We start from the raw sequence: 22,982 nt of genomic DNA, 5'->3' as shown, positions 1-22,982 counted from the left end.
CCGCAAGTGCTTGATGTGAAACGATTTTTTCGCGCTGGCACGGGGTTTGCCCTATACAGGGCATGTCCCTGGTTTTTCACCCTGTCCGCCGTACCGCCCGCTCCCTGCGCCGGCACCTGCTGACCGGCCTGATCGTCAGCCTGGCCGCCATTTCCGGCCCTGTGGCCGCCGCGCAGGGCCTGGACTGGGACGGCGTCTCCCACATCGCCCAGACCCGCGCCACCCAGCCCTGGACGCCAGCCGGCGACAAGGCCAAAGCCCTGCCGCCCGAGCTGGCCAGCATCAGCTACGACGGCCTGCGCGCCATCCGCTTCCGGCCCGAGCGCAGCACCTGGCGCAGCCAGCAGCTGCCCTTCGAGCTGCAGTACTTCCACCTGGGCCTGTACCAGACCGAGCCGGTGCGCATCCGCGAGATCGGCCCGGACGGCCAGGTGACCGACCTGCCGTTTTCCACCGCCGACTACGACTACGGCCCCAACCGCTTCGACACCCGCGCCTGGGGCGACCTGGGCCATGCCGGCTTCCGGCTGCACTACCCGCTCAACAGCGTGGCCTACAAGGACGAGCTGGCGGTGTTCCTGGGCGCCAGCTACTTCCGCGCCCTGGGCGCCGGCCAGCAGTACGGCCTGTCGGCGCGCGGCCTGGCCATCGACACCGTGGGCGGCCAGGGCGAGGAATTCCCCCGCTTCACCGAGTTCTGGGTCCGCCGCCCCGCCGCTGCCGACCGCGAGGTGACGGTGCTGGCCCTGCTGGAGTCGCCTCGCGCCACCGGCGCCTACCGCTTCGTCATCCGCCCCGGCTTCCAGACCACCATGACGGTGCATGCCCGGGTCTACCTGCGCGAAGGCGCCGCCCCGGTGGCCACCCTGGGCCTGGCGCCGCTGACCAGCATGTTCCTCTCCGGCGAGAACCAGCCGCTGCCCGGCGACTTCCGCCCCGAGGTGCACGACTCCGACGGCCTGATGCTGGCCACCGGCGAAGGCGAGTGGCTGTGGCGCCCGCTGCAGCGGCCGCGCAGCGTGCAGGTGAGCTCGTTCGCCACCGTCAACCCGCGCGGCTTCGGCCTGATGCAGCGCGACCGCCGCTTTGCCAGCTACGAGGACGTGGAAGCCCGCTACGAGCGCCGCCCCAGCGCCTGGGTGCGCCCGCTCGGCAACTGGGGTGCCGGTCGGGTGGAGCTGGTGCAGTTGCCCACGCCCGACGAGACCCACGACAACGTGGTCGCCTACTGGGTGCCGGCCCGCCTGCCGGCGCCGGGCCAGCCACTGGAATTCGCCTACGAGCTGTCGTGGCAGGGCGATGAACAGCAGCGCCCGCCGTCCAGCTGGGTGACCCAGACCCGCCGGGGCTACGGCTACACCCGCCTCAGCCCGGCCGAGCAGTCGGCGCAGCCCAAGTTCGTGCTCGATTTCGCCGGCCCTGCGCTCGACGCCCTGCCCCCGGGCGCGGCCGTGCAGGCTGTCGTGAGCGCCAGTGCCAACGGCCGTGTCATCGAAGCCGTGGCCTATCCCAATCCGGCCACCAGCACCTGGCGGGTGAGCCTGCGCGTGGTGCGCATCGACCCGAACCAGCCGGTCGAGCTGCGCGCCTTCCTCCAACACCAACAACACGCCGTGAGCGAAACATGGACACACCTGCTGCTGCCCGAATGAGCCCCGCCAAGAGCCTGTCCGTGACCCGGGCGGTGACGCCGCGCAGCACCCTGCGCGAGGAACGCCATCCCAACGCGGTCACCGCTCCGCCCATCCACCGGGGCTCCATGGTGCCGCGCCCCTGGCGCGGCTTCTGGAACAGCGTGGGCACCGGCGCGCTGGCCCTGGCCGACCGGCTGATCCCGCCGCCGAGCCAGCCCGCTGTGCCGGCCGAGGCACCGACGCCGTGGGACGGCGCCGCGCGCCGCCGCCGGGCCGCCTTCGTGCTGCTCACGCTGCTGAGCACCGGCCTGGCCGGCTGGCTGTTTGCCGATGCCCAGCCCGAGGGCAGCAGCGGCTGGATGCAGACGGCGCAGCTGGTGCTGTTCTCGGTGCTCTCGGCCTGGGTGGTGACCGGCTTCGTGACCGCGCTGATGGGTTTCTGGGTGCTGCTGCGGGGCGACCGCCACACCCTGCGTGCCGCCGACGTGCGCGACCACGCCATGAACCCCGAGGCCCGCACCGCCATCGTCATGCCGATCTGCAACGAGGACGTGGCCACCGTGTTTGCCGGCCTGCGCGCCACCTGCGAGTCGCTGATTGCCACCGGCCACGCCGGCCAGTTCGATGTGTTCGTGCTGTCCGACAGTTTCCAGAGCGGCGTGCCGCAGGCCGAACGCGCGGCCTGGGAACAGCTGCGTGCCGACCTGGCGGCCCAGCACGGCGGCCAGCCGCCGCTGGAGGTGTATTACCGCCTGCGCCGTCGCCGCACCCACCGCAAGGCCGGCAACGTGGCCGACTTCTGCCGCCGCTGGGGCCGCGACTACCGCTACATGGTGGTGCTGGATGCCGACAGTGTCATGAGCGGCCGCTGCCTGACCGACATGGTCAAGCTGATGGAAGCGCATCCGCGCGCCGGCATCATCCAGACCGCCACCCAGTCCATCGGACACGCCACGCTGCATGCGCGCGCGCAGCAGTTCGCCTCGCGCGTGACCGGCCGCCTGTTCACCCTGGGCATGCAGTTCTGGCAGCTGGGCGAATCGCACTACTGGGGCCACAACGCCATCATCCGGGTCGAGGCCTTCATGAAGCACTGCGCGCTGGCGCCCATCCGGGGCACCGGCGGCATGTCGGGCGGCATCCTGTCGCACGACTTCGTCGAGGCCGCCCTCATGCGCCGCGCCGGCTACCACGTGTGGCTGGTGTCCGACCTGCAGGGCAGTTTCGAACAGCAGCCGCCGGATCTGCTGAGCGAGCTGCAGCGCGACCGCCGCTGGTGCCAGGGCAACCTGCAGAACGCCCGGCTGGCGGCCGAGCCGGGCATCCACCGGGTGCACCGCAGCATGTTCGCCATCGGCGCCATGTCCTACCTGTCGGCCCCGCTGTGGCTGGCCTTCCTGTCCATCGGCATCGCCCTGTGGCTCACCGGCGGCACCGATGCGCCGGTGTGGCAGGCGGTGCCGGCCGAGCTGCGCGGCCTGTGGGCCTTCACCCTGTGCCTGCTGTTCCTGCCGCGGGTGCTGGGCGTGCTGGCGGTGTTCATGAAGGGCGAGCAGAGGTCCTTCGGCGGCGGCGGCGTGCTGGTGATCAGCGCCCTGGCCGAGACCCTGCTGGCGCTGGTGCTGGCGCCCATCCGCATGCTGGCGCATTCGCTGTTCGTGCTGGTGGCCGTGACCGGCATGAAGCTGGAATGGAAGTCGCCCCCGCGCGAGGCCAATGGCGTGAGCTGGGCCGATGCCGCCGCGCGGCTGGCCCCGATGAGCCTGGTGATTGCGCTCATGGCCGCCGGTGTGGCCGCCATCAACCCGGGCGCCCTGCTGTGGCTGGCGCCGGTGGCACTGCCGCTGCTGCTGGCCATTCCGCTGGCGGTGCTGACCAGCCATGTGGAGCTGGGTCAGTGGATGCGCTCGCGCGGCGTGCTGCTGATCCCGGAAGAGTCGGCCTCGCCGGCCGTGCTGCGCCGCGCCTGGCGCCACGCCAGCCAGATGGCGCTCAAACCTACCTGATGCCCGGCGGGAGGCCCTTCATGCCTCCCATGCCGCCCATGCGTTTCATCATCTTCATCAGGCCGCCGCCCTTCATCTTCTTCATCATGCCCTGCATCTGCTCGAACTCCTTGAGCAGGCGGTTGACTTCCTGCACATGAACCCCGGCGCCGGCGGCGATGCGGCGCTTGCGGGTGGCCTTGATGATCTCGGGCTTGCGGCGCTCCTGCAGCGTCATGCTGCAGATGATGCCTTCCTTGCGCCGGATGTCCTTCTCGGCGCGGCCGAGGTCGGCCTCGCTGGCCTTGGCAGCCATGGCGCTGGGCAGCTTGTCCATCAGGCTGGACAGGCCCCCCATCTGCTTCATCTGGCGGATCTGGTCGAGGAAGTCGTTGAGGTCGAAGCCCTCGCCGCTCTTGACCTTGGCCGCCAGCTTCTGGGCCGACGCCATGTCCACACCGGCCGTGACCTGCTCCACCAGGGCCACGATGTCGCCCATGCCCAGCACCCGGCCGGCATGGCGTTCGGCATCGAAGACCTCCAGGCCGTCAAGCTTCTCGGAGGTGCCCGCAAACTTGATGGGCGCACCGGTGATGGCGCGCACCGACAGGGCGGCACCGCCGCGCGAGTCGCCGTCGAGCTTGGTCAGCACGATGCCGGTCAGGGGCAGCGCCTCCTTGAAGGCCCGCGCCGTGTTGATGGCGTCCTGACCCTGCATGGCGTCCACCACGAACAGGGTCTCGACCGGGTTCAGGATGCCGTGCAGTTCCTGGATCTCGCGCATCAGCGCTTCGTCGATGGCCAAGCGGCCGGCGGTGTCGACCAGCAGCACGTCGAAGTAGTGGCGGCGGGCGTGGTCGAGTGCGGCGCGTGCGATGTCGGCGGGCTTCTGGTCGGGCGTGCTGGGAAACCACTCGGCCCCGGCCTGCGCGGTGACGGTGCGCAGCTGCTCGATGGCAGCCGGGCGGTACACGTCGCCCGAGACGGTGAGCACCTTCTTCTTGCGCTTCTCGATCAGGTGGCGGGCCAGCTTGGCGGTGGTGGTGGTCTTGCCGGCGCCCTGCAGGCCGGCCATGAGGATGACGGCGGGCGGTTGCGCGGCCAGATTGATGTCGGCCACCCCCTCGCCCATGGTCGCCGCCAGCTCGCGGTTGACGATGCCCACCAGCGCCTGGCCCGGCGTGAGCGAACCCACCACCTCGGCACCCAGCGCACGCTCCTTGACCCGGGCAATGAAGTCGCGCACCACCGGCAGGGCCACGTCGGCCTCCAGCAAGGCCATGCGCACCTCGCGCAGCATGTCGGTGACGTTGGACTCGGTGATGCGGGCCTGCCCACGCATCTCCTTGACGATACGTGACAGGCGTTCGGAGAGGGCTGATGCCATGCGGAGCTCGGGGAAAGTGGGGAACGGCCGGCACAAAGGGGCCGTTAAACTGTGCGGATGATTTTAGCCGCGCACCCCCGTCCAGCCCTGCCGGAACGCGGCCATCCCGAGGCTTGATGCCCATGCTGTCCAGTCCGGCCCCCACCGTCATCGCCTCCGGGCTTGCCGCGCTGGCCTACGCCTTGATGATCTGGGCCCACACACGCATGTCGGCGGCCCAGCTGCGCAGCCTGCTGGGGATGGCCTGGCTGCTGCACGCGGTGGTGCTGCTGCGCGGCCTGCTCAACCAGCCGGCCTCGTTCGGTTTTGCCCCGGCGCTCTCCATCACGCTGTGGCTGGTGCTCACCGTCTACCTGCTGGAGAGCCGGCTGTACCCGCAGCTCAAGGCGCGGCGCGCGCTGGGCTGGCTGGGCATGGGCGTGGTGCTGCTGGCCGTGGTGTTCCCGGGAGCCACCTACCCCTCGCTGTCCTCGCCCTGGATGCCGCTGCACTGGGCCCTGGGCATCGCGTCCTACGGGCTGATCGCAGCGGCCGTCGGCCACGCCTGGCTCATGCAGCGGGCCGAGCGGGCCATGCGCCAGGGCCGCACCGCCGACACCGACATGCCGCTGCTCACCCTGGAACGCCTGACCTTCCGCCTGGTGGGCGCCGGCTTCGTGCTGCTGACCGCCACCCTGCTGGCCGGGGGCTGGTTCGCCGAGTCGCTCAACCACCGCTGGACCTGGAACCACAAGACGGTGTTCTCGGTGCTGGCCTGGGCCACCATGGGCGTGCTGCTGCTGGGCCGCTGGCGCCTGGGCTGGCGCGGCGGCATGGCCGCCCGCATGGTCTACCTGGGCGCCGGCCTGCTGCTGCTGGGCTACGTGGGCTCGCGCTTCGTGATCGAAGTGTTCCTGCAACGCTGACACCCTTCCCTCCAACCGCATGAAATACCTGCTCGTCCTGGTGGTGGTCCTGGTGGCCGTGCACATCTGGCGCAAGAACCGCCGCGAGACCCTGGAAGAAGAGGCCCGACGCCAGCCCCCGCCGCCCCGCCCGGTGCCCGCCCCGGTGACCATGGTGGCCTGCCGCCACTGCGGCACCCACCTGCCGCGCGCCGACGCCGTGGAAGGCACGCTGGGTCTGTACTGCAGCGCCGAGCACCACCGCCTCAACGAACCCGCCCCGCGCTGACCATGGCCCACGAGCCGAACTCCCACTTCCAGCCGTCGTGGTATTCGGCCTTCGAGTCGGCCGGCACCGAGGGTCGTGAACAGCAGCAACGGGCCTTCGACCGCCTGTGGCGTGCCTTCATGGGCGCCCGGGTGCTGGTGGCCGTGGTGCTGGCCGCCCTGCAGCTGTTCCTGCTGTTCTCGGGCATCAGCGGCTCGATCCTGCTCACCGGCCTGAGCGGGGTGTACCTGCTGCTCACCGTGGCGGTGCTGCTGTTCTGGCGTCCGCGCCAGCAGGGCCGGGTGCCCACGGTGCAATGGCTGATGACCATCGGGGTCGACGTGGCCACCTTTGCCCTGATGCAGTCCATGCAGAACGGCTCGGTCAACTACACGCCGCTCTTTGCGCTGCCGGTGCTGCTGGGCGCCATCCTGGGGCCGCTGACGCTGGCACTCGGCACCGCCGCATCGGTGACGCTGGTGTTGCTGCTGGACGCCTGGATGTCCAGCAATGGCCTGGGCAGCCAGGACACCACCCGTTTCGTGCAGACCGGCCTGGCCGGCACCGGCCTGTTCCTGGTGGCCCTGCTGGCGCACCAGCTGGCCATCCGGCTGGCGCGCGAGGAGGCCCTGGCCGCCAGCAGCCAGGCCGCCGCCCGGGCCCAGGCCCGGGTGAACGAGGTGATCATCGACAACCTGAGCATCGGCGTGCTGGTGGTGGACCTGCATGGCGTGGTGCGCAATGCCAACCCGGCCGCACAACACATGCTCATGGGCGACCGCTACCCCGAAGGCGCGCGCCTGCTGCTGTCGGCCCGCAACGGCTGGGAGCACCTGGCCGCCCTGGTGAGCGACACCTTTGCCGCCGGCCAGCCGCTGGAGACCGAGACCACCATCGAGCACGACGACCGCCCCAGCCAGCGGCTGCTGGCCCGCACCCGGCTGACCGCCTCCGAAGGCCGACGTGCCGGCCTGTGCGTGCTGTTCCTGGAAGACCTGCGTGAGGTCGAGGCCCGGGTGCGCACCGAAAAGCTGGCCTCGATGGGGCGGATGTCGGCGGCCGTGGCCCACGAGATCCGCAACCCGCTGACCGCCATCACCCAGGCCAATGCGCTGCTCGACGAAGAGGTGAAGGAGCCGGCCCAGAAACGGCTGACCGGCATGATCGAGCAGAACGCCACCCGGCTCTCGCGCATCGTGGACGACATCCTCAATGTGGCCCGGGTGCAGCCTTCCCAGTCGGCCGGTGCGGCGCCGGTGGTGCCGCTGGACGCTTCGGTGCGGGTGATCACCGGCGAATGGAATGCCCAGGTGCAGCCCGGCCAGCGCCTGGGCGTGCACACCCATGCCCCCAAGGCACAGGTGGCCTTCGAGCCCGAACACCTGCGGCGCCTGCTGGTCAACCTGCTGGACAACGCCGAACGCCACGCCAGCGCGCAGCCGGCGTCCATCCGCGTCATCACCCAGCCCAGCGGTCAGGAGCATGTGCGGCTGTCGATCTGGAGCGACGGCCCGCCGCTGGAGGCCGCGGTGCTGCGCCACCTGTTCGAGCCGTTCTTCTCGTCCGAAAGCCGCTCCAGCGGCCTGGGTCTGTTCATCTGCCGCGAGCTGTGCCAGCGTTACGGTGCGCACATCGCCTACCAGCGCACCCAGCTCGACCAGCGCGAGGGCAACGAGTTCTATGTGCTGCTGCCGCTGGCTGCACCGCCGGCCCGCACCACACGCCCGCCGCTGCAGACCGCCTGACGCACCCCCTTCTGCCATGCCGTCCTCCAGTCCCAACCCCAGCGCGTCCATCCTGGTCGTCGACGACGAGCCCGACCTGCGCACGCTCTACGAGCTCACGCTGCTGCGCGAGGGGCATGCCGTGGTGGCCGTGGGCGACCTGACCCAGGCCCGCGAGGCGGTGGAGCGCGACCGCTTCGACATCGTCATCTCGGACATGCGCCTGCCCGACGGGCTGGGCCTGGAGCTGCTGCGCGAACTCGCGGCGGCCCAGCGCACCGAGAAGTGCATCGTCATCACCGCCTATGGTTCGGCCGAGAACGCGGTGGAGGTGCTCAAGGCCGGCGCCTTCGACTACCTCACCAAGCCGGTCGACCTCAAGCAGCTGCGCAGCGCGGTGGCCTCGGCCCTGCGCAGCCAGCGGGCACCGCTGGCGTCCGGCGCCTCGGGCGAACCGATGCGGGCAGCGCCCCCGCCACCGGCCGGCGTCCAGTCGCTCGCGCGCATCGTGGGCCGCTCGCCCAGCATCCTGCAGATCAAGTCGCGCATCGAGAAGGTGGCCACCAGCATGGCACCGGTGCTCATCCTGGGCGAATCGGGCACCGGCAAGGAGCTGGTGGCCCGCGCGGTGCACGACTGCAGCCACCGCGCCAGCGGCCCGTTCGTGGCGGTCAACTGCGGCGCCATCCCCGAGAACCTGATCGAGGCCGAATTCTTCGGAGCCCGCAAGGGCGCCTACACCGGCGCCACCGCCGACCGCGAGGGCTACTTCCAGGCCGCGCGCGGCGGCACGCTCTTTCTGGACGAGATCGGCGACCTGCCCCTGGCCATGCAGGCCAAGCTGCTGCGGGTGATCCAGGAGCGACGGGTGCGCGCCCTGGGCGGCGTGCAGGAAGAAGCGGTGGATGTGCGGCTGGTGAGTGCCACCCACCGCGACCTGCCGGCCCTGGTGCAGTCGGGCCAGTTCCGGCAGGACCTGTTCTACCGCCTCAACGTGATCGGGCTGCGCACCCCGGCCCTGCGCGAACGCCGCGACGACCTGGACGACCTGGTGCAGGCCCTGCTGGAGCGTCTGTGCCAGGACATCGGCCAGCCCGTGCCCCAGCTCACGCCGCAAGCGCGCGACTGGCTCTGGCGCCGTGAACTGCCGGGCAATGTGCGCGAGCTCGAAAACCTGCTGCAGCGCGCCCTCGCCCTGAGCGACGGCCATCAGCTGGACGTGCCGGACTTCGGCGAATCCTTCGACGAGACGCCGACCGATCCCATGCCGCTGCGCCAGCCGGCGCCTGCCGGCACCAGCGACACGCTGCCGCCCGATGCCATTCCGTCCGACCTGCAGCGCTACCTCGACGAGAAGGAACGCCAGGTGCTGCTCAAGGCCCTGCGCGAATGCGACTACAACCGCACCGCCGCTGCCGCCCGGCTGGGCCTGAACCTGCGGCAGATGCGTTACCGCATCCAGCGGCTGGGCATCGTGATGCCCTCCGGCTCGGTCGAGCCGGAACCCGAGGACGACGAGGCCCGCTGATGTCCATCGACACCCGGCAGACCGGCAGGCCGGTGGCCCTGAGCGACTGGGACGGTGGCTGGCTGCGCGAGGCACGCCGTTGCCCCTCGCCCAACTTCGGCCCGCGACCGGCAGGCGCCGTCATCGATCTGGTGGTGCTGCATTCGATCAGCCTGCCACCGGGCCAGTACGGCGGCCCCGAGGTGGAACAGCTGTTCGTCAACCGCCTGGACTGGGACGCCCACCCCTACTTCGGGCAGATCCGGGGCATGGAAGTGTCCTCGCACTTCTTCATCCGCCGCGACGGCGAGCTGGTGCAGTTCGTCGACACCTTCGAGCGCGCCTGGCATGCGGGCCGTTCGTGCTGGCGGGGGCGCGAGAACTGCAACGACGATTCGGTCGGCATCGAGCTCGAAGGCCTGGAGGGCGACACCTTCGAGGCGGCGCAGTACCAGCGCCTGGTGCGCCTGATGCAGCAGCTGGCCCTGCGCCATCCGCTGCGGCATGTGGCAGGGCATGAACACATCGCACCGGGTCGCAAACTTGACCCCGGCGCAGGGTTTGATTGGGCACATCTGCAACAGCTCGCCCTGGCCCGTCTGGGCTGGGACCGTGGGTACTTTCCCGAGGTCACCCACGGACTGGCTGCCACCCCGCCACAGCCTCACCAGGACGGTGCATCCGGCTGAGCCCGGCCCCATGCGGGCTGGCACGCGAAAACGGTCTGCAGACCGCACGGACATTGAACATCGGACCCCGGCATCGCATGGCGCCAGCGATGCCGCCGGGGGGCATGCAACGCCATGTCCGGGTGCTTTTTATCCAGCGAAATATGCACGACGCGCCTTCTGCACTGCAGCAGGCCACACACCATAGGTAGTGGCTTGAAGGGGTCACAGACACCAGATATAGTGTGCTTCCGAGAACGGCCCTACAGGCCGACGAGCACCCGACAGGCACCGCACAAGGCGGCAGGCACGCCGCCCGCACCGGGCCACAGACCCCGGACATCCCACAACAACACCCAAGAGGAACCATGCTGACCGCCACCACCCCCCAGACCACCCACAGCCCCTCGGCCATGCCGACCGGCAGCATGAGCCCCAGCGCAGCGCCCGTGAGCGCCTCCGTCCTGGCCCACTACCAGATCATCCGCCGCAACGGCGCGGTGGTGTCCTTCGAACCCAGCAAGATCGCCGTGGCCATGATGAAGGCCTTCCTGGCGGTGCACGGCACCCAGGGCGCGGCATCGGCCAGCGTGCGCGAGACGGTGGACGAGCTCACCCAGGCCGTGGTGCGCGCGCTCATGCGCTCGCGTCCGGGCGGCGGCACCTTCCACATCGAGGACGTGCAGGACCAGGTCGAGCTCGGCCTGATGCGCGGCGGTCACCACGAAGTGGCCCGCGCCTACGTGCTCTACCGCGAGCGCCGCACCCGCGAGCGCGCCAGCCAGGCCGTGGCCCAGGCAGCCGAGCCACAGCTGCACGTGATCGACCGCGGCCAGCGCGTGCCGCTGGACCTGCAGGCACTGCAGACCCTGATCGCCCAGGCCTGCGCCGGGCTGGGCGCCGACGTCAAGCCCGAACCCATCGTGGCCGAGACCAAGCGCAACCTGTACGACGGCGTGCCCATCGACGAGGTCTACAAGGCCGCCATCCTGGCCGCCCGCACCCTGATCGAGAAAGACCCCGACTACACCTACGCCACCGCCCGCCTGCTGCTGCACACCATCACCAAGGAAATCCTGGGCGAGGCCGTGCCGGCCGAGCAGATGGGCGAGCGCTATGCCGAGTACTTCCCGCAGTTCATCAAGAAGGGCGTGGAGAACGAGCTGCTGGACGAGAAGCTGATGCAGTTCGACCTGGCCCGTCTGGGTGCTGCGCTCAAGCCCGAGCGTGACCTGCAGTTCGACTACCTCGGCCTGCAGACCCTGTACGACCGCTACTTCCTGCACGTGCGCAAGACCCGCATCGAGATGCCGCAGGCCTTCTTCATGCGCGTGGCCATGGGCCTGTCGCTGAACGAGATCGACCGCGAGGCGCGCGCCATCGAGTTCTACGAGATCCTCTCCTCGTTCGACTTCATGTCGTCCACCCCCACGCTGTTCAACAGCGGCACCCTGCGTTCGCAGCTGTCGTCCTGCTACCTGACCACCGTGCCCGACGACCTGGACGGCATCTACGAGTCCATCAAGGAAAACGCACTGCTGTCCAAGTTCGCCGGCGGCCTGGGCAACGACTGGACCCGTGTGCGCGCCCTGGGCTCGCACATCAAGGGCACCAACGGCGAATCGCAGGGCGTGGTGCCCTTCCTCAAGGTGGTCAACGACACCGCCGTGGCGGTCAACCAGGGCGGCAAGCGCAAGGGCGCGGTCTGCACCTACCTGGAGTCGTGGCACCTGGACATCGAGGAATTCCTGGAGCTGCGCAAGAACACCGGCGATGACCGCCGCCGCACCCACGACATGAACACCGCGAACTGGATCCCCGATCTGTTCATGCGCCGTGTCATGGAAAAGGGCGAGTGGAGCCTGTTCTCGCCCAACAGCGTGCCCGACCTGCACGACAAGTTCGGTGCCGACTTCGAGCGCGCCTACGTGGCCTACGAAGAGAAGGCCGCCCGCGGCGAGATCAAGCCCTACCGCAAGGTGCCGGCCACCGACCTGTGGCGCAAGATGCTGACCATGCTGTTCGAGACCGGCCATCCCTGGATCACCTTCAAGGATGCCTGCAACGTGCGTTCGCCCCAGCAGCACGCCGGCGTGGTCCACAGTTCCAACCTGTGCACCGAGATCACGCTCAACACCAGCGACACCGAGACCGCCGTGTGCAACCTGGGTTCGGTCAACCTGCACCGCCACCTCAAGGACGGCCCCAACGGCAAGGAACTCGACCACGCCAAGCTGCAGAAGACCATCAACACCGCCATGCGGATGCTCGACAACGTGATCGACATCAACTACTACGCGGTGAAGAAGGCACGCGACTCCAACCTGCGCCACCGTCCGGTGGGCCTGGGCATCATGGGCTTCCAGGACGCGCTGTACGAACTGCGTGTGCCCTATGCCTCCAACGAAGCCGTCGACTTTGCCGACCGCTCCATGGAAGCGGTGTGCTACTACGCCTACTGGGCCTCCACCGAACTGGCGCGCGAGCGTGGCCGCTACAGCAGCTACAAGGGCTCGCTGTGGGACCAGGGCATCCTGCCGCCCGACACCCTGGACCTGCTGGCCCGCGAGCGCGGTGGCTACGTGGACGTGGACCGCTCCAGCACCATGGACTGGGACGCCCTGCGCAAGAAGATCGCTGCCGACGGCATGCGCAACTCCAACTGCGTGGCCATCGCCCCGACCGCGACCATCTCCAACATCATCGGCGTGGACGCCTCCATCGAGCCCTGCTTCGGCAACCTCTCGGTGAAGTCCAACCTCTCCGGCGAGTTCACCGTCATCAACGGCTACCTGGTGAAGGACCTCAAGCGCCTGGGCCTGTGGGACGACGTGATGGTCATGGACCTCAAGCACTTCGACGGTTCGCTGCGCCCCATCGACCGCGTGCCGCAGGACGTCAAGGCGCTGTACGCCACGGCGTTCGAGGTCGAGACCGTGTGGCTGGTGGAAGCCGCCGCCCGCCGCCAGAAATGGATCGACCAGGCACAAAGCCTGAACATCTACATGGCCGGTGCATCGGGCAAGAAACTGGACGAGACCTACAAGCTGGCATGGCTGCGCGGCCTGAAGACCACCTACTACCTGCGCACCACCTCGGCCACGCAGATCGAGAAGTCCACCGGCCGCACCGGTCAGCTCAACGCCGTGTCGGTCACGCCGAGCGCACCGGTGGCTGCAGCGGCCGTGTCCGCCGAAGCCGCGAGCGAGCCGGCGACCGACATCAAGTTCTGCGCCATCGACGATCCGGGGTGTGAAGCCTGCCAGTGATGCAGACCCGTGCACGCTGATGCAGCGTGGTGCGTGGTGCCTCTTTTCGATGCACCACCGCAACACAAAGCATCAGGTGCATGAGCGATCACTTTGCAATTCATGCCGACACTTTGATAATCCAGCGAATTGGACACCACCATGCTGACCTGGGAAGACAACTCGACTCCCGTCTCGATGCCCTCGCAAACCCCGCGGCCTGCCGCTACCGGTTTGCCGACCTCGCCCACCGGCGGGGCTGCTCCCGCCTCCCCCTCGATTCCCTCGCGGCCTGCCGCCACCAGCGCTGACGCATCGTCCGAGCGCCGCGTCAACGTGGCCGACAAGCGCATCATCAACGGCCAGACCGACGTCAACCAGCTGGTGCCCTTCAAGTACAAGTGGGCCTGGGAGAAGTACCTCGCCACCTGCGCCAACCACTGGATGCCGCAAGAGATCAACATGAGCCGCGACATCGCGCTCTGGAAGGATCCCAACGGCCTGACCGAGGACGAGCGCCGTCTCGTCAAGCGCAACCTGGGCTTCTTCGTGACCGCCGATTCGCTGGCCGCGAACAACATCACGCTGGGCACCTACCGCCACATCACCGCGCCCGAATGCCGCCAGTTCCTGCTGCGCCAGGCCTTCGAGGAAGCCATCCACACCCACGCCTACCAGTACATCGTGGAGAGCCTGGGCCTGGATGAAGGCGAGATCTTCAACGCCTACCACGAGGTCGCCTCCATCCGCGACAAGGACGAGTTCCTGATCCCGTTCATCGACGCGATCATGGACCCCAACTTCAAGACCGGCACGCCCGAGAACGACCAGAAGCTGCTCAAGTCGCTGATCGTCTTTGCCTGCCTCATGGAAGGCCTGTTCTTCTACGTGGGCTTCACCCAGATCCTGGCGCTGGGCCGCCAGAACAAGATGACCGGTGCGGCCGAGCAGTACCAGTACATCCTGCGTGACGAGTCGATGCACTGCAACTTCGGCATCGACCTGATCAACGCCATCAAGATGGAGAACCCCCTGCTCTGGACCGCCGAGTTCAAGGCCGAGATCAAGGAGCTCTTCCTGAAGGCGGTCGAGCTGGAGTACCGCTACGCCGAGGACACCATGCCGCGTGGCGTGCTGGGCCTGAACGCCTCCATGTTCAAGGGCTACCTGCGCTACATCGCCAACCGCCGTGCCACCCAGATCGGTCTGGAGCCGCTGTTCCCCAACGAAGAAAACCCGTTCCCCTGGATGAGCGAAATGATCGACCTCAAGAAGGAACGCAATTTCTTCGAGACCCGCGTCATCGAGTACCAGACCGGTGGCGCGCTGTCCTGGGACTGACGCCCGCAACACCGGCGCCGCATTGCCAGTCAACACCGACATGCACATCGAACAACCGGAAACCCGCACACGTCGCGATGGCGCCGTTGATGGGATTTCCGTCACCGGATTCAGCCCCCTGGGGTCGGCCGTGGATGCATCCACAGGACCCCAGTGGGTTGAGTCGCTTCACCGGCATCTGCCGCGCTGAAGTGCTCTTTGCAACTTGATCAAGGAGAAAACAATGGCAACTGCAAAAAAGGCGCCGGCTAAGAAAGCGGCCGTGAAGAAGGCCGCTCCGGCCAAGAAAGCCGCCCCGGCGAAGAAGGCCGCTCCGGCCAAGAAGGCCGCTCCGGCGAAGAAGGCCGCCCCGGCCAAGAAAGCCGCTCCGGCGAAGAAGGCCGCTCCGGCCAAGAAAGCCGCTCCGGCGAAGAAGGCCGCCCCGGCCAAGAAAGCCGCTCCGGCGAAGAAGGCCGCCCCGGCCAAGAAAGCCGCTCCGGCGAAGAAGGCCGCTCCGGCCAAGAAAGCCGCTGCGCCGAAGAAGGCCGCTCCGGCCAAGAAAGCCGCTGCGCCGAAGAAGGCCGCCCCGGCCAAGAAAGCCGCTGCGCCGAAGAAGGCCGCCCCGGCCAAGAAAGCCGCTGCGCCGAAGAAAGCCGCCGCGCCCAAGAAGGCCGCTGTGAAAAAGGCTGCCCCCGCAAAAAAAGCTGAGCCGGCCAAGAAGCCGGCAGCCCCTGCGGCCGCTGCACCTGCAGCGCAAACCAAGCTCAATCCTCAGGCTGCCTGGCCGTTCCCGACCTCCAGCAAGCCCTGATTCCGATTGAGATGAAGGCTCGAACCCGGCGCGAAAGCGCCGGGTTTTTTCATGGGCGGAACGCCCTCAGGCCATCAGGGGCGCGCGGTAGTTCTGCGGTCCGTGGGTGGCAATCTTGGCCGCCCCCATGCGGTTGCCCAGCTCGGCACAGCGCCGCAGATCCCAGCCCTGAGACAGACCGTGCAGCAAGGCCGCCCGGAAGGCATCGCCGCAGCCGGTGGGGTCCAGCACCGCCGTCGCTTCCACACCCGGCACCTTGGTGGCCACGCCGTCTTCCCAGATCTCGCAGCCTTCGCCACCCAGGGTCACGACCAGGCCCTTGACCTTGGCCGCGATCGCCTTGAGCGTGAGTCCGGTGCGTTCGCACAGCATGCGGGCCTCGTAGTCGTTCACCGCCACCCAGGTGGCCTGCTCGATGAAGGCCAGCAGCTCGGGACCACCGAACATGGGCAGACCCTGACCCGGATCGAAGACGAAGGGAATGCCGGCGTGGTGCAGCTGGCGTGCGTGCGAGGTCATGGCATCACGACCGTCGGGCGCGACGATGCCCAAGGTGATGCCCGAGGCGGCCGGCACCGGGTTGAGGTGCGCCTGCGACATGGCACCCGGGTGGAACGCGGTGATCTGGTTGTTGTCACGGTCGGTCATGATCATGGCCTGTGCGGTGTAGCTGTCGGCATGCACCGCCACATGGTCCACGTTCACGCCCAGGCCACGCAGCCGCTCGATGTACTCGGCACCGTCGCTGCCCACGGTGGCCAGCGGCGTCACCTCGGAGCCCAGCAGGCGCAGGCCGTAGGCGATGTTGCCGGCACAACCGCCGAACTCGCGCCGCAGCCCCGGCACCAGAAAAGACACGTTGAGGATGTGCAGCTGGCTGGGCAGGATCTGCTCGGCGAAGCGGCCCTCGAAGGTCATGATGGTGTCGAAGGCCATCGATCCGCAAACAAGAATGGACATGGTGTTGCTCGGTCAGGGGTAGAAGACCAGCGCACGGTAACCGGCCATGGGCAGGTCATCGCTGCTGGCGATGGAGAGTCGGAAGCTCACCGGCACCGTGGCGCGCGGCGGCAGCTCGGTCACCGCCTCCGGCCATTCGGAGGGCAGGAAGACGCGGCGCGCGATCACGCGGTCGCCGACATCGGTGAGGCTGAGCTCCAGGGCGGGCGCCGCCAGTGGCAGGTCGGCCGTGTTCTGCAGCACGATGTCGAAGGAGTGGAACTGGCCCAGGCGCCGCACCAGGGTGGCGCTGTCGATGACGATGGCATCGATGCGGCGCAGCGGCTCCACCGAGCAGCCCAGCAGGTCGCAGGCCTGCACCAGATGCGGCTTGAGCGCCGGGTAGCGGGCAGCGATCCAGCTGCGCTGCTGCACCGCCCACTGACCGGCCAGCAGGGCCGAGAGCGCCAGCACCAGCACCAGCAATGCCGCGCGGACCGGGGCCGAGCGCCAGAAGGCCTGGCGCCGGGCCTGGCGCACGAAGCCGGGCTCGGTGGCCGACGCTTCCGGCGCGTCCGCAACGGCATCCACATCGGCGCCATCCCCGGCAGGGGAAGTGAGGTCGGGAGCCGAAGGCTCCGAGGCGACCGTGCTGGAGGTCGCTGGCGGGTGGTCGTCGACCTCCACGCCCTCGGCAGGCAGGTCGGTCGACGGGAGCTGGCTCGACAGATCCAGGTCCAGCGGCTGCGCTGCCGAATGCTGGGCAAACGCCTGCAGGGCCGCATGGAAGTCCGACACCGGATCGTCGGCCGGCGAGGCCGATGCGGCCGGTGCGAGGGCCGGCGCAGCCGGAGGGGCCGGCGCGACGGCCGCAGGGGTGTCCTCGGGCTCCGGCAGCGGCACCTGCGGCGGCAGGGCCTGTGGCTGGGGTGCCGCCGGGCTGAGCATGAGGGAGGCGCTCAGGTGCAGGGTGGCGTCGAACACGTTGGAGCAGTGTCCGCAGCGCACCCAGCCGTCCGAGATCTTGAGCTGGTCGGGCACCACCCGGAAACGGGTGCTGCAGGCGGGGCAGCGGGTGGTGAGGCTCATGCGCCGATTATTGCAGCGGCACCCGGCCCCACCGGGCGGGTCAGGTGCGCTGCGCAGCCATGAGGATCCAGCCGTCTTCCTCGTCGGCCACCGAGAGCTGCACCCAGGGTGCATACGCCTCTTTCAGCTCGTCGGCCTGGCGGGCCAGGATGCCGGCCAGCACCAGGTGACCACCGGGCTTCACATGCGAACACAGCAGCGGCGCCAGCACCTTCAGCGGCGTGGCCAGGATGTTGGCCAGCACCAGGTCGTGCTCACCCTGCGCCGCATCGGGCAGGCCGGCCTGCAGCCGCACGCCGTTGGCCTCGGCATTGAGGATGGTGGACTCCACCGCCGCCGGGTCGATGTCGACCGCGACGATGTCGGCGGCCCCCATCTTGGCCGCGCCGATGGCCAGGATGCCCGAGCCGCAGCCGTAGTCGAGCACGCGCGGTCCCACCGGAGCATGCCCTGCGGTCCAGCGCAGGCACATGCGGGTGGTGGGATGAGTGCCGGTGCCGAAGGCCAGACCGGGATCGAGCCGGATGATCTGCTGCGCGGCCGCCGGCGGCTCGTGCCAGGTGGGCACGATCCAGAAGGTGGGCGTGATCTCCACCGGCTCGAACTGCGACTGCGTCAGGCGCACCCAGTCCTGCTCGGCCACCGGGCGCAGCTCCAGCACGGTGCAGCCGGCAAAGAAGTCCTGGGCCTGCAGCAGGGCGGCCGCCTCGCGGGCCTGCGCCTCTCCAGGGAACAGCGCGACCACGCGCGAGCGCTGCCAGCCATCCTTGGGCGGCGGCATGCCGGGTTCTCCGAACAGGGCCTGCTCGGCATCGGTCATGGCGTCGGCGTCTTCCACCGATGCGCTCAGGGCCTCCAGGGCCTCGAGCGCATCGCTCACGTCCTCCACCGCCGTCTCCGGCACCATGAGGACGAGCTCGTGCAGGGTGGACGGATCAGCGCTCACGCTGCGACAGCCATTCTTCGAGGTAGTGGATGTTGGTGCCACCGGCCACGAAGCTGGCGTCCACCATGAGCTCGCGGTGCAGCGGCACGTTGGTCTTGATGCCTTCGATGACGGTCTCGGCCAGGGCCGTGCGCATGCGGGCCAGGGCCTGCTCGCGGGTGTCGCCGTGCACGATGATCTTGCCGATCATGGAGTCGTAGTTGGGCGGCACGAAGTAGTTGGTGTAGACGTGCGAGTCGACCCGCACGCCCGGACCACCCGGCGCATGCCAGGTGGTGATGCGGCCCGGCGACGGCGTGAACTTGTACGGGTCTTCGGCGTTGACCCGGCATTCGATGGCATGGCCACGCAGCTGGATCTGACGCTGGGTGAAGGGCAGCTTCTCGCCGGCGGCCACCGCGATCTGGGTGCGCACGATGTCGATGCCGGTGATGAGCTCGGTCACCGGGTGCTCCACCTGCACGCGGGTGTTCATCTCGATGAAGTAGAACTCGCCGTTCTCGAACAGGAATTCGAAGGTGCCGGCACCGCGGTAGCCGATCTTCTTGCAGGCGGCGGCGCAGCGCTCGCCGATCTTCTCGATCAGGCGGCGCGGGATGCCCGGCGCCGGCGCTTCCTCGATCACCTTCTGGTGGCGGCGCTGCATGGAACAGTCGCGCTCGCCCAGGTACACCGCGTTGCGGTGGGTGTCGGCCAGCACCTGGATCTCGATATGGCGCGGGTTCTGGAGAAACTTCTCCATGTAGACCTCGGGGTTGCCGAAGGCCGCACCGGCTTCCGCCTTGGTGGTCTGCACCGCGTGCAGCAGGGCCGCCTCGGTGTGCACCACCCGCATGCCCCGGCCACCGCCGCCGCCGGCGGCCTTGATGATGACCGGGTAACCCACCGACTTGGCGATGCGCTTGATGGCCACCGGATCGTCCGGCAGTGCGCCGTCCGAACCCGGCACGCAAGGCACGCCGGCGCGGATCATGGCCTGCTTGGCCGACACCTTGTCGCCCATCAGGCGGATCGACTCCGGGGTGGGACCGATGAAGGTGAAGCCGCTTTTCTCGACGCGCTCGGCGAAATCGGCGTTTTCCGACAGGAAGCCGTAGCCCGGGTGGATGGCCTCGGCGTCGGTGACTTCAGCCGCCGAGATGATGGCCGGCATGCTGAGGTAGCTCTGGCCGGACGGCGCCGGGCCGATGCAGACCGCCTCGTCGGCCAGGCGCACGTACTTGGCGTCGCGGTCGGCCTCGGAATAGACCATCACCGCCTTGATGCCCAGCTCGCGGCAGGCGCGCTGGATGCGCAACGCGATCTCGCCGCGGTTGGCGATCAGGATCTTCTTGAACATGGGAGGCCGTCCCTCACTCGATGACGAACAGGGGCTGGCCGTATTCGACCGCCTGGCCGTTCTGGGCCAGGATCTGGGTCACGGTGCCGGACTTGTCGGCCTCGATTTCGTTGAGGATCTTCATGGCCTCGACGATGCAGATCGTCTCGCCTTCCTTGACCACGCTGCCCACTTCCACGAAGGCCTTGGCACCCGGGCTGGACGCGCGGTAGAAGGTGCCCACCATGGGCGACTTGACGATGTGGCCGGTCGGCTCGGCCGGTGCGGCAGCCGCTGCCGGGGCGGCTGCAGGGGCTGCAGCCACTTCCACCACCGGCGCAGCGGCGGCGGGCGGCGCCATGGTGTAGGTCACCGGAGCCGCCATGGCCACCGGAGCGCTCTTGACGATGCGGACCTTGCCTTCCGCCTCGGTGATCTCCAGCTCCGACACGTTCGATTCGGACACCAGGTCGATCAGCGTCTTCAGTTTTCTCAAATCCATGATTTCTCCAACGAATTTCGTTCAAGTTGACCTAATTTCGGCCAACTTCGGGCGAGCAGGCGCCAGGGCCGTCGCAAAAGGTGCCGCAGTGTACACGAACCGACCGTGAAATCCTCCACTGGCCGCTGGCGGCGACGCGAGGCGGGTTTGGGTACTTTTTAGATGAAATTGGCCGACATTCGCGCCAGCTCAGGCGCGCTTGGCCCAATCGGCCAGATCGGCCTCGGACACCTTGCCGATCTTGCGGTCCAGGATGCGGCCATCCCGGCCGAACACCACGGTGAACGGCAGACCGCCGTTGCCGTTGCCCAGGCTGCGGCTGAGCTGGGTGCCGTCCAGCCCGGCCATGCCCACCGGGAATTCGATGGGCAGCTTCTGCAGAAAGCTGCGCACCGCACTGGGCTGGTCCACCGCGAGCGCCAGCAGCCCCCAGCCCTTGGGGCCGTGGGAGCGCTGGAACTGGTTGAGCAGGGGCAGCTCCTCCACGCAGGGCGGGCACCAGGTGGCCCAGAAATTGACCAGCAGGGGCTTGCCCCGGAAGTCGGCGACCCGCACCGCCTCGCCGTTCGGCCCGTCGAAAGCCGCTTCCCAGAAGGCCAGTTCGGCCTCGCTGGCCACCGGTTGCGGCTGGTGGCGGCGGTTGGACCACCAGGCGCCGGTGCCGGCGGCGGCCAGCGCCACCAGGGCGCCGATCCAGTGTCGTCGTTGCAGTTTCATGTGTCTTCTTCCAGCAGGGCGCGCACCGAAGCCATGTCGCCCCGGGGCTTGCGGCCCTGCACATCGGGTTTGAGGGCGCCGCGCAGATCGTCCTGGTCATGCACCATCAGGTGCACCAGCACCCACTGGCCCAGATCGGGACAGCGGCTGCGCAGCGTGAGCACGTCCACCGGCTCGCCGCGCCAGCCGGTCACCGTGCCAGGGTGGTAGTCCACCCGGTGATCCAGCAAGGCCCATTCGGGTTCCTTGGGATCGTCGCAGTAGAGCTGCAGGTGGATGTCGCTGTGGCGGGTGGCGGTGCCATGCCAGACGGCGCCCGCCAGGTGGGGGCGGAAAGCCTGCAGCCGCTCCATCCAGACCAGGGCCAGCTCCCGCAGGGCGCGCAGCTCGCCGGGCTGGGTGTCGGCGCAGAACACGGCGATGTGTTCACGCACGGCCGCCTCGACCAGCTGGTTGTCCGGCAGCGCGGTGCGGCTGCCCAGCCCCAGCTGCTTGACCGCATGGCGCTTGGCGGCGGCGTACTCCTGCCCCTCTTCCACCACCAGGCGGGCGGCCACGGCGGCGATCTCGGCGGCAAGGGATTCGGGGCTGGCATGCATGCCCGGATTGTGCCCGGGCATGCCGGCAGCCCCGCCTAGAATCCCCGGATGCACATTCACATCCTGGGCATTTGCGGCACGTTCATGGGCGGACTGGCCGCCCTGGCCCGAGAGGCCGGCCACCGTGTCACCGGCTGCGACGCCGGCGTCTACCCCCCCATGAGCGACCAGTTGCGCGCCCTGGGCATCGACCTGATCGAAGGCTTCGGCGCCGACCAGATGGCCCTGAAGCCGGACGTCTGGGTGGTGGGCAACGTGGTCAGCCGCGCCCGCCTGCCCGACGGCACGCCGAAGTTCCCGCTGATGGAAGCCATCCTGAACGCCGGTCAGCGCTACACCAGCGGGCCGCAATGGCTGTCGGAACACGTGCTGCAGGGCCGCCATGTGCTGGCGGTGGCCGGCACCCACGGCAAGACCACCACCACCTCCATGCTGACCTGGGTGCTGGAGGCCTGCGGCCGGCAGCCCGGCTTCCTGGTGGGCGGCGTGCCCATGAACTTCGGTGTCTCGGCCCGGCTGGGCCAGGGCCCGGCCTTCGTGATCGAGGCGGACGAATACGACACCGCCTTCTTCGACAAGCGCAGCAAGTTCGTTCACTACCGGCCGCGCACCGCCGTGCTGAACAACCTGGAGTTCGACCACGCCGACATCTTTGACGACCTGACGGCCATCGAACGCCAGTTCCACCACCTGGTGCGCACCGTGCCGGGCGAGGGCCGCGTGGTGGTCAATGGCCTGGAGGACAGCCTGGAGCGCGTGCTGCACCAGGGCTGCTGGAGCGAAGTGCGCACCTTCGGCGCTGCCGTGAGCGACTTCACCGCGCAGGGCGAACCGCACGATTTCGAGGTGCTGCACCAGGGCCGGCCGGCGGGTCGGGTGCAGTGGGGCCTGAGCGGCGTGCACAACCAGCTCAATGCCCTGGCCGCCATCGCCGCCGCCGAGCACCTGGGCGTGGCACCGGCGGATGCCGCCGCTGCCCTGGCCAGCTTCCAGAATGTGCGCCGCCGCATGGAGGTGCGCGGCACGGTGCCACGCCCGGGCGGCGACATCACCGTCTACGACGACTTTGCCCACCACCCCACCGCCATCCGCACCACGCTGGACGGTCTGGCGCGCCGGCTCGGCCGGCCGCGCGGGCGCATCCTGGCGGTGTTCGAACCGCGCAGCAACACCATGAAGCTGGGCACCATGAAGTCGCAGCTGCCCTGGAGCCTGGAGATGGCCGATCTGGCCTTCTGCCACTCGGGCGGCCTGGACTGGGACGCTGCCGAGGCCCTGGGCCCCATGGGCGAACGCGCCCAGGTGTGCGCCGATGTGCCGTCGCTGGTGCAGGCCGTGGTGAGCGCTGCCCGGCCGGGCGATCACATCGTGTGCATGAGCAATGGCGGATTTGGCGGCATCCACGCCCGCCTGCTGCAGGCCCTGGCGGCCTGAGC

At 68.9% G+C, this 22,982-nt stretch carries 19 protein-coding genes; 11 read left to right on the top strand and 8 right to left on the bottom strand.

Annotation, left to right across the window (positions count from 1 at the left end):
• Positions 1–62: 62 nt before the first annotated feature.
• Together WD026_RS14800 and mdoH are read left to right on the top strand one after the other, a co-directional pair.
• Positions 63–1,652 carry a glucan biosynthesis protein G gene (locus tag WD026_RS14800; RefSeq protein WP_425724427.1) on the top strand — a complete coding sequence of 530 codons (1,590 nt, stop codon included), beginning with the start codon at positions 63–65 and terminating at the stop codon, positions 1,650–1,652.
• Positions 1,649–3,640: a glucans biosynthesis glucosyltransferase MdoH gene (mdoH, locus tag WD026_RS14795; RefSeq protein WP_425724426.1), complete on the top strand. Its 1,992-nt coding sequence runs from the start codon at positions 1,649–1,651 to the stop codon at positions 3,638–3,640. Before WD026_RS14800 ends, mdoH begins: the two co-directional genes overlap by 4 nt.
• Here mdoH and ffh read toward each other — a convergent pair.
• The gene (ffh, locus tag WD026_RS14790) at positions 3,633–5,006 is read right to left on the bottom strand and encodes a signal recognition particle protein (protein WP_425724425.1); all 1,374 of its coding nucleotides are present in this window, start codon (positions 5,004–5,006) and stop codon (positions 3,633–3,635) included. The two genes, mdoH and ffh, sit on opposite strands and share 8 nt — an antisense overlap.
• A gap of 122 nt (positions 5,007–5,128) precedes the next feature.
• Here ffh and WD026_RS14785 point away from each other — a divergent pair, with 122 nt between their 5' ends.
• From WD026_RS14785 to WD026_RS14750, 8 genes are all read left to right on the top strand, one after another.
• Entirely contained in the window at positions 5,129–5,911 is a 783-nt protein-coding gene (locus tag WD026_RS14785; RefSeq protein ID WP_425724424.1) for a cytochrome C assembly family protein, read from the top strand.
• Positions 5,912–5,930: 19 nt separating this feature from the next.
• Positions 5,931–6,179 carry a PP0621 family protein gene (locus WD026_RS14780; RefSeq protein ID WP_425724423.1) on the top strand — a complete coding sequence of 83 codons (249 nt, stop codon included), beginning with the start codon at positions 5,931–5,933 and terminating at the stop codon, positions 6,177–6,179.
• A gap of 2 nt (positions 6,180–6,181) precedes the next feature.
• On the top strand, positions 6,182–7,903 hold the full coding sequence (locus WD026_RS14775; protein WP_425724422.1) for a sensor histidine kinase: 1,722 nt from the start codon (positions 6,182–6,184) through the stop codon (positions 7,901–7,903).
• A 16-nt stretch (positions 7,904–7,919) separates the two neighbouring features.
• Positions 7,920–9,410, top strand: coding sequence for a sigma-54-dependent transcriptional regulator (locus WD026_RS14770; protein WP_425724421.1), 1,491 nt, complete (start codon positions 7,920–7,922; stop codon positions 9,408–9,410).
• Positions 9,410–10,078 carry a 1,6-anhydro-N-acetylmuramyl-L-alanine amidase AmpD gene (ampD, locus tag WD026_RS14765; protein ID WP_425724420.1) on the top strand — a complete coding sequence of 223 codons (669 nt, stop codon included), beginning with the start codon at positions 9,410–9,412 and terminating at the stop codon, positions 10,076–10,078. The genes WD026_RS14770 and ampD overlap by 1 nt, the downstream gene beginning before the upstream one ends.
• A 347-nt stretch (positions 10,079–10,425) precedes the next feature.
• Complete coding sequence (locus WD026_RS14760; RefSeq protein ID WP_425724419.1) at positions 10,426–13,326, top strand: ribonucleoside-diphosphate reductase subunit alpha; 2,901 nt, start codon at positions 10,426–10,428, stop codon at positions 13,324–13,326.
• A gap of 141 nt (positions 13,327–13,467) precedes the next feature.
• Entirely contained in the window at positions 13,468–14,646 is a 1,179-nt protein-coding gene (locus WD026_RS14755) for a ribonucleotide-diphosphate reductase subunit beta (RefSeq protein WP_425724418.1), read from the top strand.
• A gap of 223 nt (positions 14,647–14,869) precedes the next feature.
• Positions 14,870–15,436, top strand: a complete 567-nt coding sequence (locus tag WD026_RS14750; protein ID WP_425724417.1) for a histone — start codon at positions 14,870–14,872, stop codon at positions 15,434–15,436.
• A 66-nt stretch (positions 15,437–15,502) separates the two neighbouring features.
• Here the strand turns inward: WD026_RS14750 and WD026_RS14745 are convergent, their stop codons facing one another.
• From WD026_RS14745 to WD026_RS14715, 7 genes are all read right to left on the bottom strand, one after another.
• Positions 15,503–16,396 (bottom strand): carbohydrate kinase family protein, encoded by an 894-nt coding sequence (locus WD026_RS14745; RefSeq protein WP_425724416.1) that lies wholly within the window; start codon positions 16,394–16,396, stop codon positions 15,503–15,505.
• A gap of 12 nt (positions 16,397–16,408) precedes the next feature.
• Positions 16,409–17,464 carry a zinc-ribbon and DUF3426 domain-containing protein gene (locus WD026_RS14740; RefSeq protein ID WP_425724415.1) on the bottom strand — a complete coding sequence of 352 codons (1,056 nt, stop codon included), beginning with the start codon at positions 17,462–17,464 and terminating at the stop codon, positions 16,409–16,411.
• A gap of 40 nt (positions 17,465–17,504) precedes the next feature.
• A complete protein-coding gene (gene prmA / locus WD026_RS14735) occupies positions 17,505–18,389 on the bottom strand; it encodes a 50S ribosomal protein L11 methyltransferase (protein WP_425724497.1) in 885 nt (294 codons plus the stop codon).
• Between the two features lie 10 nt (positions 18,390–18,399).
• Positions 18,400–19,749 (bottom strand): acetyl-CoA carboxylase biotin carboxylase subunit, encoded by a 1,350-nt coding sequence (gene accC / locus WD026_RS14730; protein WP_425724414.1) that lies wholly within the window; start codon positions 19,747–19,749, stop codon positions 18,400–18,402.
• A 13-nt stretch (positions 19,750–19,762) separates the two neighbouring features.
• On the bottom strand, positions 19,763–20,230 hold the full coding sequence (gene accB / locus WD026_RS14725; RefSeq protein WP_425724413.1) for an acetyl-CoA carboxylase biotin carboxyl carrier protein: 468 nt from the start codon (positions 20,228–20,230) through the stop codon (positions 19,763–19,765).
• Between the two features lie 189 nt (positions 20,231–20,419).
• Entirely contained in the window at positions 20,420–20,947 is a 528-nt protein-coding gene (locus tag WD026_RS14720; protein ID WP_425724412.1) for a TlpA family protein disulfide reductase, read from the bottom strand.
• The gene (locus WD026_RS14715) at positions 20,944–21,546 is read right to left on the bottom strand and encodes a hypothetical protein (RefSeq protein ID WP_425724411.1); all 603 of its coding nucleotides are present in this window, start codon (positions 21,544–21,546) and stop codon (positions 20,944–20,946) included. The genes WD026_RS14720 and WD026_RS14715 overlap by 4 nt, the downstream gene beginning before the upstream one ends.
• 48 nt (positions 21,547–21,594) lie before the next feature.
• Between WD026_RS14715 and mpl the strand changes: the two genes are divergently transcribed.
• Positions 21,595–22,980, top strand: coding sequence for a UDP-N-acetylmuramate:L-alanyl-gamma-D-glutamyl-meso-diaminopimelate ligase (mpl, locus tag WD026_RS14710; RefSeq protein WP_425724410.1), 1,386 nt, complete (start codon positions 21,595–21,597; stop codon positions 22,978–22,980).
• The last annotated feature ends 2 nt before the right edge of the window (positions 22,981–22,982 follow it).

This window comes from Hydrogenophaga sp. R2, from assembly GCF_049843595.1.
Taxonomy (GTDB): Bacteria; Pseudomonadota; Gammaproteobacteria; order Burkholderiales; family Burkholderiaceae_C; genus Hydrogenophaga.
The sequence above is the reverse complement of the archived record's forward strand: the minus strand, read 5'-3'. Positions and strand labels throughout refer to the sequence as shown.